The organism is Pseudomonas jilinensis (assembly GCF_003586265.1).
In the GTDB taxonomy this organism is placed as follows: domain Bacteria; phylum Pseudomonadota; class Gammaproteobacteria; order Pseudomonadales; family Pseudomonadaceae; genus Halopseudomonas; species Halopseudomonas phragmitis.
The window spans coordinates 369647-382860 of the sequence record NZ_QJSA01000001.1; the positions used below are offsets into that span (position 1 = coordinate 369647).

Consider the following 13214-nt stretch of genomic DNA (forward strand, 5'->3'; position numbering starts at 1 on the left):
GAGCCCGTCGATGACCAGCCCAAGTGAAACTTACGCCGCCATTTTAGGCTCGACCGGTCGGATCGACTGGAAAACCCTGGAACCGCATTTTGCCCGAGGAGAAGTCCTGGTGGTGGGGGCTGCGCTGGATTTGGTAGCGGTAGCCCAGGCGCTGACGGCCGATGATGCCGACACGGTCAAGGGCTGGATGGATGCTGGGCAGTTCGGCCCGATCAGCAATGAACAGGCCATTGACTGGAGCGAGCGCCACCCCGACAACCTATGGGCCGTGGTTATCCGGCCCTGGGTACTGGTACAGGAGCGGGCCTGAGTCACAGACTGGCAGAGACGCCGTGCTTCGTCATTGCGAGTCGCGCAGCGGTGCGGCAATCCATCCATAAAGAGCGTCAGGTCATAGGCGCCGGCGAAGCCAGGCGCTGAGTGCATCAACCAGCAGCACCATCAGCAGCATTGCCAGAATTACGGTCATCGCCCGCGGTTGCTGGAACAGGCTGAGGGTCACATAGAGCATCTGGCCCAAACCGCCGGCACCGACGAATCCCAGCACCGCTGCCATTCGGATATTGTTTTCCCAGCGATACAGGGTATAGGCCAGCCACTGCGGCAATACGCCTGGCAGGGTGCCGTAGAAAAACGCCGCCACGGTACCGGCTCCGGCTTCACGCAGGGCGTTGGCCGGTTCGGCTGGGGTGTTTTCCAGCGCCTCGGCAAACAGTCGGCCAAGCACGCCAGCGGTGTGCAGGGCAATGGCCAGGGTGCCGGCAAAGGGCCCGAGACCGGCGGCCAGTACCATCAGCGCAGCCCACACCAGTTCAGGTACTGAGCGCAGGGCATTGAGCAGCAACCGGGCCGCTGCCTTGGCCAGCCGACCTAGCCGACCGGCCGCGAGCAGGCTGAGGCCGGCGCCCAGTAGAGCTGCCAGCAGAGTACCGATGGCCGAAATAGCCAGTGTTTCCAGGGCGCCACGACTGATCTGTCTGAGCCAGCTGGCGGAGCTGTCGGGCGGGAAGAAAGACAGTGCATAGGCCTGCATCTGCTGTGGGCTGTCGCCGCGCAGCAGGCCTCTCAGGTCCATATCCAGATACCAGAACGAGGCGATCACCGCTGCGCCAATCAGCAGCAGCCAGCCTATGGCTTCCCCGCGTCGGCTCATGCCAGCCTCCGGCGTAGCAGGGTGCTGAGCTGGTCGGCCAGTAGCACCAGCAGCAGGAAGGTCAGCAGAATGCTGACCACTTCGCCGCCGGCGAACATGCGGATCGACAGGTCGATCATCTGGCCCAGTCCACCGGCTCCGACAAAGCCCATGATGACTGAGGCACGTACCGCACATTCCCAGCGGTACAGAGTGTAGGAGGTCAGCTCCTGGGCGGCAGCCGGCAGGATGCCGTAGCAGAACGCCGCGAGGCGACCACTGCCGGCCTGCAATAAGGCTTGGGCTGGACGCTGGTCGACCGACTCGCAGATTTCCGCATAGACCTTACCAAGCATGCCGCTGTAGGTAATGGCGATAGCCAGCACGCCAGCCGTTGGTCCAAGACCGACAGCGCGAACAAACAGCAAGGCCCAGACGATTTCCGGCACGCTGCGCAGGATGATCAGCAGCAGTCGTACCGGGTAGCGAATCAGGCCACTGCGCAGTGCCGGCTTGCCATGCAGTAAGGCGGAGATCGACAGCGCTTGGGTGGCGATCAGCCCCAGCGGGATGGCCAGCAGCAGGGCCAGGACCAGGCCGGCGGTGGCCATTGCCAAGGTCTCTAGCGTGGCCTTGCCGAGCAGGGCGAGAAACTCTGGGGAGGTGTCCGGCGGCCAGAAGCCGGCAAGAAAACGGCCGAAGGTATCCAGGTTGCGCGAGTCCAGCAGGCTAGCGGGATTGAATTCGGTCAGCACCAGCCCCGGCCATAACAGAATCAGGACGCCCAGGGTCACCAGTGCCCGTGGCAGGGCGGCAGGATCGCGCCAATGCTGCGCCTGTGCGCCTGGTTTCAGAAACATCGCGGGATATTGACCGCTTCGACGCCGCTTTGGGAGGTGGCAAGTGGCTCACCGCTATTCAGGCTGGCGTTGACATAGAGCTGTTCAAGGTCGCGCTGGCTGACGTCACTGGCGGGCTTGTCGAACAGCAACCGGCCCTCACGCAGGCCAATGACCCGAGGGAAATGACGCAGGGCCAGGTCGACCGCATGCAGGCTGGCGATCAGACTCACGCCGCGCTCGTTGGCCAGCCGGTTGAGTAGCCCCAGCGTGTGATCAGCCAGCACCGGGTCCATGGCCGAAACCGGCTCATCGGCCAATAGCAGGTCGGCGCCCTGGTACAACACCCGGGCAATGCCAACCCGCTGCAATTGGCCGCCAGAGAGCTGATCACAACGCACAAACAGCTTGTCGGCCAGATCCAGTGGGGCCAGTGCTGCGTGGGCGCCGGCAATATCCAGGGGATAACACAGTGACAGCAGCGCCCTGCCCAGCGACCAGTGGCCGAGGCGTCCGGCCAGCACGGCCGTCACCACGCGTTGGCGCGGTGGTAGCGGCGGGCTTTGATGGATCAGCCCGATACGTCGACGCAGATGTCGCAGTGCCCGGCCGCGCAGGCGAGCCGGCTGGCTGCCGAGTAGCTGGAGTTCGCCCGTGCTGGGCAGCAGACTGGTGCCCAGCAGACGCAGCAGGCTGGTCTTGCCAGCCCCGGAAGAGCCGATGATGGCGACCCGCTCGCCGGCCTCAATCTGCAGATTGACACCCTGCAACGCCGCGAAGCCATTGGCGTGGGTCAGCCCCACGCCACTAAGCCTGATGCTCACTGCAACAAGCCGGCAGCTCGGGCGGCTTGCTCGATACCTTCATAGTTCTCCGGCCGGGTTTCGATGAAACGGCTGGCACGCTGCAGGTCGAGAATGGCCTTGTGCTCAGGATTGGCCGGGTCGAGCTTGAGGAACGCGGCCTTGATCCGCTCGACCAGTGCCGGGTCGAGATCGCCGCGCACGGTCCAGTTGTAGTCGAAATAGGTCGGGGTAACCTGATAAACGCGTACCTTGCTGGTGTCGACCTTGCCTTCGTCAGCCAGTTTTTCCCAGACCGAGGCATTCAGGACGCCGGCATCGACCCGGCCGGATTCGACCCAGGCGACAGTCGCATCATGGGCACCGGAGAAGCCGATGCGGCTGAAATGGCTATCTACCTCAATACCGTCCTGCTGCATGAAATAACGCGGCATCAGGTGCCCGGAGGTGGACGATACCGAGCCGAAGGCAAAGCTCTTGCCGGCCAGGTCTGCATGGCTGTTGACCTTGGGATCGGCGGTGATGAAGGTGCTGGTGAAGACCTCATCCTGCTCGCGTTGTACCAGCGGGATGGCATCACCGGTACGCAGGCGGGCCTGAACAAAGGTGAAGCCGCCCAGCCAGGCCATGTCCAGGCGCTTGGCGCCGAGAGCCTCGACTACACCGGCGTAGTCGGAAACTGGCTGAAACTGCACGCTCAGGCCCAGTTCCTGCTCGAGATATTCGCCCAGCGGCTTGAATTTGCGCAGCAGCTCGGTCGGAGCTTCGTCGGGAATGGCCGAGACGCGCAGCACGTCCTGGGCCTGCGCAGTGGAAAACAGGGTGGCAACGGACAGGCATGCGCCGGCCAGCACGGCCAGCGGTCGTTTGATCATCGACATGTGGTTTCTCCGGTTCAATAGCGGATGACTCCGGGCCGGGTGTCGAGACCGGCCAGGGCGTGGCGCAAGTTTAGAGCAATCGACTGGCGGAGCAAGCGGGAAATGCTTGGCGCGGCAGGCTCCGAGCCTTCGATAAGGCATCTTCTGCCAATGCGAGGAGCGCAGCGACGCGGCAATCCACAGGCCGCATGGATCACCACGCGGCTGCGCCGCTCGTGATGACGGGGCTGGCGGTCTGGGCGATGCAGGCTTTCTTGCCGCCAAACAGACGGTTAGGATTGTCATTCTTTTTTAGCGTTCAGGAGCCACCTGATGCCTTGGCCGATAGCTGCCAACCTGTCGATGCTGTTTACCGAAGTGCCGTTGACCGAGCGTATCGAAGCAGCGGCCAGCGCAGGCTTTGACGGCGTGGAAATCCAGTTCCCATATGAACTGCCAGCGCAAGAGCTCAAATCCCGGCTGGAGTCGGCCAGGATGCCGCTGGTACTGATCAACCTGCCGGCGGCCGACTTGTTGCAAGGCGGTCCGGGACTGGCAGCGGCGCCGGGCCGAGCTGCCGAGTTCGAGCAGGCGCTGGAACAAGGGCTGGCTTATGCCGCGCAGGTCAGGCCACAGCGAATCAATGTCCTGCCTGGGCGGCTGGTCGAAGGGCTGAGTCGTGAGGCGGCTCTGGAAACCCTGGCCGAACGTTTGCAACGCGCTGCCCAAGCTTTTGCCACGATTGGGGTAGGGGTGACCTGTGAGGCAATCAACCGACACGACATGCCGGGTTTTGTGCTGTCTACTTCGGCTGAACTGCTGGCCATGCTGGAGCGGGTAGGGCATGCCAATCTGTCAGCGCAACTGGATCTGTACCACATGGCCCGGATGGACGAAGTGCCTGCGGACAGTATCGAGCGATTGGCCGGACGGATTGGTCATGTGCAGTTTGCTGATAGCCCGGGGCGGGCTGAGCCGGGCACTGGCGTGCTGGATTTTGCTGGCGCTTTGGCCGCTTTGGAGCGAGCTGGTTATCAAGGCTGGCTTGCTGCCGAATATCGCCCAGCCAGCAGCACAGCGGCCAGTCTGGACTGGCTGGCGCGGTGGCAATAGCACTGGAGTGTTTTCACATCAGCGTCATCACGAGTGGCGCAGACACATTCTTCAGTCAGAGTCCTGGTCCGCAGCGAATGATTCGAGCCCTGGTCAGACGTTCACCTTCTGGATTCAGTAGCCAGGCTGCGGGCTGCCAGCCCCTGCGTTCAGCGTAAATCTGATACTGCTGACCGGCCCGGAAGTCATCATGGCTCAGGCCGAGAATGCAGGTGCGCTCGCGACTTTCCAGGCGTCCACCGTTACGCTGCCCGCCGCCGGGTACCTCGAACTGGAAGCGAACCTGCAGTTCGTGCGAGCCAGGCGGCAGGTCGGGAAATCTCAGACTACGCACCAACTCGCCATTGAGGCGGTAAGCGCGCAACTGATCGAGCGGCATCGAGGTGCGCTGTTCGATCCTGACCTGCTGGCTGTCCAGCGGTGGGGTCGGCTGCTGGGCGCAAGCCGACAAGGTGCAGCAGAAAAGGCCCATGGCTGCGGCCTTGAGAGGAAACATTACAACTCTCCACTGATTCCGTTCATGCGTAGGGCCAACTCGATATCCAGACCAATGACCAGAACACCAACCACCTTGCCGCTTATGGGGTCGATGATCTGGCTGCTGACGTGTACCTGAAAACCCTGTGTTGACTGATCATACTCCAATGGCCCCATGAACGGGGTGGTGTTACTGGCGAAAAATGACTCGGTGAACTTGGCTTCGTCACCTTGCCAGTAATCTGTGGTGATCTCGCTGACAGCGACATTCAGGCCCAGATAATCAGTCACCATGACCTCGGTAATCAGGCCATTGTGGCGAATCTGTTGATCAGTCAGCCAGTGTGACAGTGGGTGAGCCAGTACGCTATTGATCAGTGGACGCTCATGCTGGCTGGTCTCCGCGATCCACTGCTGATCGAGCTGAATGATACGGGTGACGTCCAGTTGCTGGTGGCGGCGGTTCTGTTCCAGCACCGCCTCAATAATTTCGGGCTTGCCGGGCCAGTCGGCGAACAATTGTTGATGCAGTACCTGGATGCGTTCACGCTCCTCCGCGGTGAGGGTAGCCATTTCCGGAATGCAGTGGAAAACCTCGTCGTTGAAGCGGCTTAAAAAGCTCGGGTGACGATGCAGAAAGTCATCGGCGAAGTACACCCCGAGATTGGTGTACTGCTGGAAGTGTTGATGTCGGGGGCGCAGTCCAAGCGGGAGCGGGGTTAGTTCAATACGCAGGGTGCGCTGATCGGCCAGGAAAGCGTCGATACGCCCACGTTCAAGCAACTGTAACAATTGCCGGGTATTGCCGACCAGGGTGTTGACCTCGACTCCCTGCTTCTCCAGCCAAGCCACCTGATTACTGCCGCGGATGCCGCCAATCTTTAACTGAGGGTCGCTCGTTCGGCGAGGCTCGAGAGGGTGCTCGGGGTTGTTGCTGTACCAATACCATTTCTCCAGTGCCAGAGGTGCCGAGAGTTGGGCAAATTCGTTGGCCCGGCGGGTGCGGGTGGCGGAGAAAAAACCGTCAGCTCGCCCCTGACTGACCTCATGAATCGCACGCTCCCAGGGCAGCACTCGAATTTCGTAAGGCTGGGCCAGCGCCTTGAAGATACAACTCAGGGCCGTAACAGAACTACCGCCCAACTGGTCACCTTCCTTTACCTGGTAAGGTGGAAATATATCGGTATTGAGTCTGACAGGATCAGAGGCAGCAGCCAGGCTGGCGCAACCACACAGCATGAGGATGCTGGTAAGGCGAAACATGTTGGGCGTCCTTTCGGGTGTATGGAGTCACTATAGAATCGCTTGGCCTGCTGCGCCGCTCGACCATAAGCTCTGTTACTAAATCGCGATCACGGTCACGCATAGCGCTGGTTCTGACCATCCTGGACAGGCATCCTATTCATCATATTTATGATGATGTGTGGAATATATCAACTTCACGAGTTTTGAGGAGATAGGCCGATGAAAGATTTTCAGGGCAAGGTGGCGGCGATTACCGGTGGTGGCAGTGGTCTGGGGCGTGAACTGGCACTGTGCTGCGCCGCCCGGGGCATGAAGTTGGTGCTGGGTGATGTGGATGAGAAGGGTATGGTGGAAACCCAGCGCTTGGTCGAGGCCGCTCATCCGGGTACCGAAACCACAACCATGCGCCTGGATGTCTCCAGTCTGGATCAGGTTCAGGCTTTTGCCGATCTGTGCAAGAGCAGCTTCGGCGGAGTTCACCTGGTGTTCAATAACGCTGGTGTCAGCGTCGGTGGCCCGGTGTGGGAAAACACAGTGGCTGACTGGGACTGGGTCATGGGCGTTAACCTGTATGGCGTGGTCTGGGGTGTCAAGGTGTTTACACCGCTGCTGATCGCGCAGGGCGAAGGGCATATCATCAATACCGCATCGGCTGCCGGTTGGCTCAATGGGCCGAGCATGGCTATCTACAACGTCACCAAGCACTCGGTGGTCGCGTTGTCGGAAACTCTGGCGCTGGACCTGCGTGATGTCGGTGCCAATGTTGGCGTGACCTGCCTGTGCCCGGCTTTCTTCCCCACCGGCATCTCTGACTCGGCCCGCAATCGTCCGGCCGACAAGGCTGAAACCATTACGCCGAGCGACGTCATGCTCAAGCGTGCCGAGCTGACCAAAGCCGCCGTGGCCAAGGGCAAGATTCAGGCTGCCGATATCGCTGAAATGACCCTCAGGGCGGTGGAGAATGATCAGTTCTACGTATTCCCACATCGCAAGATCAAGGAACTGATCAAGCTGCGTGCTGCTGCGGCAGATCGTGAGCAGGACGTGTTCGATTCGCTCAACCCCTGAGTAAAAAGCTCCCCCCGACAGCTGGATCGCCACAGGTCTACGGCCTTCGCGATGACGGGGGGAGCCAAGCCAGACATTCCCTGCGCCACCTCGTCATTGCCAGTCGCAGGGGGCGGCCATCCGCCGATGTGGCAATCCATCAGTGCCTGGGCCAGTACACCCCCTGGATCGCCACAGGCCTACGGCCTTCGCGATGACGGGAGCGGGAGCCAAACTCAGGCGTTCCCCGTCCTCCACCTCGTCATTTTATCTACACAGCCAACGCCAATCGCTGCTCGGCCACCCCCTGGCGCAGGAAAAACCGCTCCACCGCCGAGCGGGTATCCTGCCAGGCCGTCTTGTGTTCCATTTCCAGAAAGTGACCGCTGTGAGCTATGGTTGCAAACTGAGCCTGTGGCGCCAGTTTGGCAAAGCCACGTGCATCATCCGGGCTGGTGTAACGGTCCCACTCGCCATTGATGAACAGCAGCGGCAGGTCGATATTGGTCACGCAGCTCATATAGCTGTCGCTATCCAGCCCCAGTACCTGACGGATATGGAACAGCATCTGCGCATACTCGTGCTCCTCCAAACTGCTGACATGGCGAAAATTGCAGCGCCTGAATAGGGGCGGCAGATATTCACCGATGGTGTCATTGACCAGATTGCCCACCGCCTGGCGGTCACAGGCCGCCAGATGGGTCTGGCCGCGACTGAGATAGTCATGCATCGCGCTGTTGAGAATCGGCGAGAATGAGCTGACCACGGCACTGCGGATCCGTGCGGGTCGCTGAGCCAGGGCCAGCAGTGTGGCGACGCCGCCCCAGGAGAACGAGTAGATGTGGTCGGCACTAAAGTGCTCGATCAGATCCAGCAGAATCAGTGCCTCGTCCTCCTTGCCAATCAATGGCAGGATTGGGTTGTGCGGGCGTGAGGCGCCAGCATAAGGCTGGTCAAACAACACCACATTGAACAGTGGTTGGAGAAACCGCAACGCCTGGCTGAACGAGGCGCTGGTGGCCAGCGAGCCGTTGACCAGAATGATGGTAGCGGTTGCGTCGGGGTTCGGATAACACCAGGTGTGCACCTTCATATCTCGGTGCACGCGAATTACTGCCTTTTCAGCGTACATGGGGGCACCTCGGAATGTTGAAGGCGAGCGTTTAGCGCGCCGGTGAAGAGTGCCACCAGCTAACCGCACCCAGATGACAGCAGCGTGTCATGGCCGCAGCCGTTGGTCGGGTGTAACTGGCTGTTCATGAATCCTGTAAGGCGGGAGCATCCGCTCCCGCAGCGAGCCCGCCGCATCCCTGTCCTGGAGCAGATGCTCCAGGCTCCCAGGAAACCCCAGGCCACTCTCAAGCCCGCCCCTGCCTGCTGATAACCTCATGACGGTTAAATTTGCATGTCAAAATGCTGTCAATAGAGCCTTGAGAGGCGATGACTGGCTGCAAGTGCCTGTCAAAAAGAAAGAAAAAAATCCTTAAAAAGGTCCTAAAGCTCCCCGAACAGACGCCGATAAAGTAATCGAATGCGAACTCTATGGGTGCCTGGGCAAGTCCCACCTTGGAGGCGCAGGCTCAGGCAAACATTATTAGGTCCTCTGGAGGCATGACATGTCCTTGACCGTTAATACCAACGTCGCGTCGCTGAATACTCAGCGCAACCTCAACAGTTCGGCCAGTTCTCTGCAGACATCCTTGCAGCGCCTGTCCACCGGTTCGCGTATCAACTCCGCCAAGGATGATGCCGCAGGTCTGCAGATTGCCAACCGTTTGACCAGTCAGGTCAATGGTCTGAATGTGGCGGTGCGCAACGCCAATGACGGTATCTCGCTGGCGCAGACAGCTGAAGGTGCTCTGCAGCAGTCGACCAATATCCTGCAACGCATGCGTGATCTGGCCCTGCAGTCGGCCAACGGTTCCAACAGCACTTCCGAGCGTGAGGCATTGAACGCCGAAGTAACCCAATTGAAGAAAGAAATCGACCGAATCAGCAATACCACCACCTTCGGTGGTCGCAAGCTGCTGGATGGCAATTTCGGTATTTCCAGCTTCCAGGTTGGCTCTGCGGCTAATGAAATCATCAGTGTTGGCATTGGTGAGATGAGTTCCAGCTCTTTGGAAGGTACGTACTATACCGCTAATAGCGCTGCGCTAACTGGTGCTACTGTTAGTGCTGTTACCGAGGGTGAGGCAACTTTCAGGATTGCACTTACTACTGGCAATGTTGATGTAAAAGTTGCTTTTGAAGGGGGTGAGACTAATAAGCAGGTTCTGGAAAAGATTGCCGCAGCGGTGAATGATGCCAACGTGGGTGTGGGTGCCTTCGTTGAGGAGAGTACTACTGCGGGTGACTTCCAGATCAACTATGTATCCAGGACGAATGACGCTGGTGCCAGTTTGTTGACTGGTGTGACTGTGCAGGACGCTGGTACGACGACTGTTGGCACTATTGGTGTCACAGCAGCAGCGCCTGCTGTGTCGACTGACAACAGTGTCAAAGACATTGACATCACTACTGCAGCCGGTGCGCAGGCAGCAGTGCTGGTTATCGATGATGCGATCAAGATGATCGACTCTCAACGCGCTGACCTCGGTGCGGTACAGAACCGCTTCGAGAACACCATTGCCAACCTGCAAAACATTGCCGAGAACGTGTCGGCCGCCCGTGGACGGATTCAGGACACCGACTTTGCCGCGGAAACTGCGAACCTGACCAAGAACCAGATTCTGCAGCAGGCCGGTACCTCTATCCTGGCCCAGGCCAACCAGTTGCCGCAGGCGGTACTCAGTCTGCTGGGCTGATCTGGCAGTAGGGTTGGTTTTCAACACAAGCCGGGCTTATGCCCGGCTTGTGTGTATTTGCGGCAGGCGCTTGCCTGCGCGGCAAAAGTTTGCCGGAATATCTCGCTGGTCAGTCGGTCTGGCTGGCTGTAAGTGGCCGTGGTTGGGCGCTTTATTGTTGTTGGCACACTTCCTGCTCATTCAACCTTGTGACATTAAAAAGCGGCAATGCAGTCGTTCGTCTGCATCGATGCCGAATATTCGTTGAATGCAGATTGCATGGCTGCCTGGTGATCGCGGTACGGGCAACAGGCAACAATGGAGGCAAGACATGTCCCTGACGGTGAACACCAATGTGGCGTCGCTGAATACCCAGCGTAACCTCAATACTTCATCCAATGCGCTGCAGACTTCTTTGCAGCGTCTGTCCACCGGCTCGCGCATCAACTCCGCCAAGGATGATGCTGCTGGCCTGCAGATTGCCAACCGCCTGACCAGTCAGGTCAATGGCCTGAACGTGGCGGTACGCAACGCCAATGACGGTATCTCGCTGGCACAGACCGCTGAAGGTGCTCTGCAGCAGTCGACCAATATCCTGCAGCGTATGCGCGATCTGGCCTTGCAGGCGGCCAACGGCTCCAACAGTGTCTCTGAGCGTGAGGCGCTGAACGCCGAAGTCAGTCAGTTGAAAAAGGAAATTGACCGGATCAGTAACACCACTACCTTTGGTGGACGCAAATTGCTGGATGGCAATTTTGGTATTTCCAGCTTCCAGGTTGGCTCGGCGGCCAATGAGATCATTAGTGTTGGCATTGGCGAAATGAGTGCTCAGTCGTTGCAAACCAACTTCTACTCGGAAGCTTTTGGTGATGCGGCTGGTACGGTAACTGTCGATACCCAGGTTACTCTTGATCTGGTGTTTACTGACACCAGCAAGAACACAACCATCACGGTTGAACTGAAAGCTGGCGATACTGGTGATCTTCTTACCGCCAAACTGGCAGCGGCAATCAATGACGCCAATATCGGTGTGGGTGTGCACCTTGATGCTGATGGTGACTATCAGGTGATTTCGCGCACTGATGCCAATGATCCAACGGTCAGCGATTTGCAGACCATCACTTTTGGTGACTCCACTCCAGCTTCAGGTGCGACATTCACTACTGTTGACCTGTCGGCTGCTACACCGGTGGCAGACAACACTATTGCTGACCTGGATATTCGCGATGTGGCGGGAGCTCAGGCGGCAATTCTGGTGATCGACGAATCCATCCGTCTTATCGATGCCCAGCGCGCCGAACTGGGTGCGGTGCAGAACCGTTTCGAAAACACCATTGCCAACCTGCAGAATATTGCTGAGAACGTCTCGGCAGCGCGCGGGCGGATTCAGGATACCGACTTTGCTGCGGAGACAGCGACGCTGACCAAGAACCAGATTCTGCAGCAGGCCGGAACCTCGATCCTGGCTCAGGCCAATCAGTTACCCCAGGCCGTACTCAGTCTGTTGCAGTAAGTTGTATTTGTGGTGGGGCAAAGCCGGGCCTGCGCCCGGCTTTTTGCTGACCGAAGAATTGCCGGTGCTGGCCTAAAGCTTTGTCAGTGGCTGCCGATACAGGGATTGAACGCAGATTTCATGGTTGCCCGACCTCGGTCGAACCATGGAGTGGATACTGGGCAATCGCCACTATCGGAGGCACTATATGTCCCTGACCGTCAATACCAACGTAGCATCGCTGAATACCCAGCGTAACCTCAACAGCTCCGCCAGCTCGCTGCAGACTTCCTTGCAGCGTCTGTCCACCGGTTCGCGCATCAATAGTGCCAAAGATGATGCTGCCGGCCTGCAGATCGCCAACCGTCTGACCAGCCAGGTCAATGGTCTGAATGTGGCAGTGCGTAACGCCAATGATGGTATCTCGCTGGCCCAGACCGCCGAAGGTGCATTGCAGCAGTCGACCAATATTTTGCAGCGTATGCGTGATCTGGCCCTGCAGTCGGCCAACGGCTCCAATAGCACTTCCGAGCGCGAAGCGCTGAATGCCGAAGTGACTCAGCTGAAAAAGGAAATTGACCGGATCAGCAACACCACCACCTTTGGTGGTCGCAAACTGCTGGATGGCAACTTTGGTATTTCCAGCTTCCAGGTTGGCTCCGCGGCCAATGAGATCATTAGTGTTGGCATCGGTGAGATGAGCAGCTCTTCTCTTGAGGGGGCGTATTATGAAGGCTCGATTGCAGCGTCGACTATTGCAACTGCCGCCGAAGATGGTGAGATGGCTATCACTGCGACAGTAGGTGGTAAAAATTTCAGCTTTTCTGCCGCCATTAGTGCGGGAGATGATGTGGCGGCTGTAAGTGCCAAGATAGCCGCAGCAATCAATGACGCCAACATGGGAGTGGGCGCCTTCGTTGATGAGGCTACCAATGCAATCAGCATCATCTCGCAGCAGGATACCGATGGCGCTAATGCGCTTACCTCACTCGCTGTGGTTGATGGTGCGGGAGTAACGGCTGGTACGTATACAGCTGCTGCGGCGATTACTGATGAAAGTGTTTCAGACATTGATATTACTACTGCAGATGGCGCGCAAAAAGCAGTGCTGATCATTGATCAGGCGATTCAGACTATCGACTCTCAGCGTGCCGACCTTGGTGCGGTGCAGAACCGCTTCGAGAATACCATTGCCAACCTGCAGAATATTGCCGAGAACGTATCGGCAGCCCGTGGTCGTATCCAGGATACCGACTTTGCCGCCGAGACTGCGAATCTGACCAAGAACCAGATTCTGCAGCAGGCCGGTACTTCGATCCTGGCTCAGGCCAATCAGTTGCCGCAGGCTGTGTTGAGTTTGCTGGGCTGAGTAGTCTGGTTAAGCATTTTGATGTTGAGAAGCCGGGCGTATGCCCGGCTT

General features: G+C 58.7%; 13 protein-coding genes. 6 read left to right on the forward strand and 7 right to left on the reverse strand.

All coding sequences use genetic code 11. The features are described 5' to 3' along the window. Positions 1-10 precede the first annotated feature (10 nt). Positions 11-310 (forward strand): DUF2288 domain-containing protein, encoded by a 300-nt coding sequence (locus C2846_RS01690; RefSeq protein WP_080049849.1) that lies wholly within the window; start codon positions 11-13, stop codon positions 308-310. An 81-nt stretch (positions 311-391) separates the two neighbouring features. Here C2846_RS01690 and phnE read toward each other — a convergent pair whose 3' ends face one another. The 4 genes from phnE to C2846_RS01710 are packed head-to-tail and all read right to left on the reverse strand — an operon-like array spanning position 392 to position 3649. Continuing rightward, a complete protein-coding gene (phnE, locus tag C2846_RS01695; protein WP_080049850.1) occupies positions 392-1153 on the reverse strand; it encodes a phosphonate ABC transporter, permease protein PhnE in 762 nt (253 codons plus the stop codon). Further along, a complete protein-coding gene (locus tag C2846_RS01700; RefSeq protein WP_119700521.1) occupies positions 1150-1992 on the reverse strand; it encodes a PhnE/PtxC family ABC transporter permease in 843 nt (280 codons plus the stop codon). The genes phnE and C2846_RS01700 overlap by 4 nt, the downstream gene beginning before the upstream one ends. Beyond that, complete coding sequence (locus C2846_RS01705; RefSeq protein ID WP_119700522.1) at positions 1983-2795, reverse strand: phosphonate ABC transporter ATP-binding protein; 813 nt, start codon at positions 2793-2795, stop codon at positions 1983-1985. The genes C2846_RS01700 and C2846_RS01705 overlap by 10 nt, the downstream gene beginning before the upstream one ends. Beyond that, on the reverse strand, positions 2792-3649 hold the full coding sequence (locus tag C2846_RS01710; protein WP_080051688.1) for a putative selenate ABC transporter substrate-binding protein: 858 nt from the start codon (positions 3647-3649) through the stop codon (positions 2792-2794). Before C2846_RS01710 ends, C2846_RS01705 begins: the two co-directional genes overlap by 4 nt. Before the next feature lie 318 nt (positions 3650-3967). Between C2846_RS01710 and C2846_RS01715 the strand changes: the two genes are divergently transcribed. Beyond that, positions 3968-4747, forward strand: a complete 780-nt coding sequence (locus tag C2846_RS01715) for a hydroxypyruvate isomerase family protein (RefSeq protein ID WP_080049853.1) — start codon at positions 3968-3970, stop codon at positions 4745-4747. A gap of 55 nt (positions 4748-4802) precedes the next feature. On the opposite strand, the gene C2846_RS01720 is transcribed toward C2846_RS01715, so the two are convergent. Next, positions 4803-5243: a PA0061/PA0062 family lipoprotein gene (locus tag C2846_RS01720; protein ID WP_119700523.1), complete on the reverse strand. Its 441-nt coding sequence runs from the start codon at positions 5241-5243 to the stop codon at positions 4803-4805. After that, positions 5243-6487: a type 2 periplasmic-binding domain-containing protein gene (locus tag C2846_RS01725; RefSeq protein WP_119700524.1), complete on the reverse strand. Its 1245-nt coding sequence runs from the start codon at positions 6485-6487 to the stop codon at positions 5243-5245. The genes C2846_RS01720 and C2846_RS01725 overlap by 1 nt, the downstream gene beginning before the upstream one ends. Positions 6488-6688: 201 nt before the next feature. Between C2846_RS01725 and C2846_RS01730 the strand changes: the two genes are divergently transcribed. Then, positions 6689-7537 carry an SDR family NAD(P)-dependent oxidoreductase gene (locus tag C2846_RS01730; RefSeq protein WP_119700525.1) on the forward strand — a complete coding sequence of 283 codons (849 nt, stop codon included), beginning with the start codon at positions 6689-6691 and terminating at the stop codon, positions 7535-7537. Between the two features lie 250 nt (positions 7538-7787). On the opposite strand, the gene C2846_RS01735 is transcribed toward C2846_RS01730, so the two are convergent. Further along, complete coding sequence (locus C2846_RS01735; protein ID WP_119700526.1) at positions 7788-8648, reverse strand: alpha/beta fold hydrolase; 861 nt, start codon at positions 8646-8648, stop codon at positions 7788-7790. A gap of 484 nt (positions 8649-9132) precedes the next feature. Between C2846_RS01735 and C2846_RS01740 the strand changes: the two genes are divergently transcribed. From C2846_RS01740 to C2846_RS01750, 3 genes are all read left to right on the forward strand, one after another. Continuing rightward, complete coding sequence (locus C2846_RS01740; protein WP_119700527.1) at positions 9133-10323, forward strand: flagellin; 1191 nt, start codon at positions 9133-9135, stop codon at positions 10321-10323. Between the two features lie 310 nt (positions 10324-10633). Then, positions 10634-11815: a flagellin gene (locus tag C2846_RS01745; protein WP_080049859.1), complete on the forward strand. Its 1182-nt coding sequence runs from the start codon at positions 10634-10636 to the stop codon at positions 11813-11815. A 187-nt stretch (positions 11816-12002) separates the two neighbouring features. Further along, positions 12003-13163 (forward strand): flagellin, encoded by a 1161-nt coding sequence (locus C2846_RS01750; protein ID WP_119700528.1) that lies wholly within the window; start codon positions 12003-12005, stop codon positions 13161-13163. The last annotated feature ends 51 nt before the right edge of the window (positions 13164-13214 follow it).

What these genes read in the sequence shown, in the direction of transcription:
- C2846_RS01690 (WP_080049849.1), top strand. Translation starts at nt 11, where the DNA reads ATGACCAGCCCAAGTGAAACTTACGCCGCCATTTTAGGCTCGACCGGT.
- phnE (WP_080049850.1), bottom strand. Translation starts at nt 1,153, where the DNA reads ATGAGCCGACGCGGGGAAGCCATAGGCTGGCTGCTGCTGATTGGCGCA.
- C2846_RS01700 (WP_119700521.1), bottom strand. Translation starts at nt 1,992, where the DNA reads ATGTTTCTGAAACCAGGCGCACAGGCGCAGCATTGGCGCGATCCTGCC.
- C2846_RS01710 (WP_080051688.1), bottom strand. Translation starts at nt 3,649, where the DNA reads ATGATCAAACGACCGCTGGCCGTGCTGGCCGGCGCATGCCTGTCCGTT.
- C2846_RS01715 (WP_080049853.1), top strand. Translation starts at nt 3,968, where the DNA reads ATGCCTTGGCCGATAGCTGCCAACCTGTCGATGCTGTTTACCGAAGTG.
- C2846_RS01720 (WP_119700523.1), bottom strand. Translation starts at nt 5,243, where the DNA reads ATGTTTCCTCTCAAGGCCGCAGCCATGGGCCTTTTCTGCTGCACCTTG.
- C2846_RS01725 (WP_119700524.1), bottom strand. Translation starts at nt 6,487, where the DNA reads ATGTTTCGCCTTACCAGCATCCTCATGCTGTGTGGTTGCGCCAGCCTG.
- C2846_RS01730 (WP_119700525.1), top strand. Translation starts at nt 6,689, where the DNA reads ATGAAAGATTTTCAGGGCAAGGTGGCGGCGATTACCGGTGGTGGCAGT.
- C2846_RS01735 (WP_119700526.1), bottom strand. Translation starts at nt 8,648, where the DNA reads ATGTACGCTGAAAAGGCAGTAATTCGCGTGCACCGAGATATGAAGGTG.
- C2846_RS01740 (WP_119700527.1), top strand. Translation starts at nt 9,133, where the DNA reads ATGTCCTTGACCGTTAATACCAACGTCGCGTCGCTGAATACTCAGCGC.
- C2846_RS01745 (WP_080049859.1), top strand. Translation starts at nt 10,634, where the DNA reads ATGTCCCTGACGGTGAACACCAATGTGGCGTCGCTGAATACCCAGCGT.
- C2846_RS01750 (WP_119700528.1), top strand. Translation starts at nt 12,003, where the DNA reads ATGTCCCTGACCGTCAATACCAACGTAGCATCGCTGAATACCCAGCGT.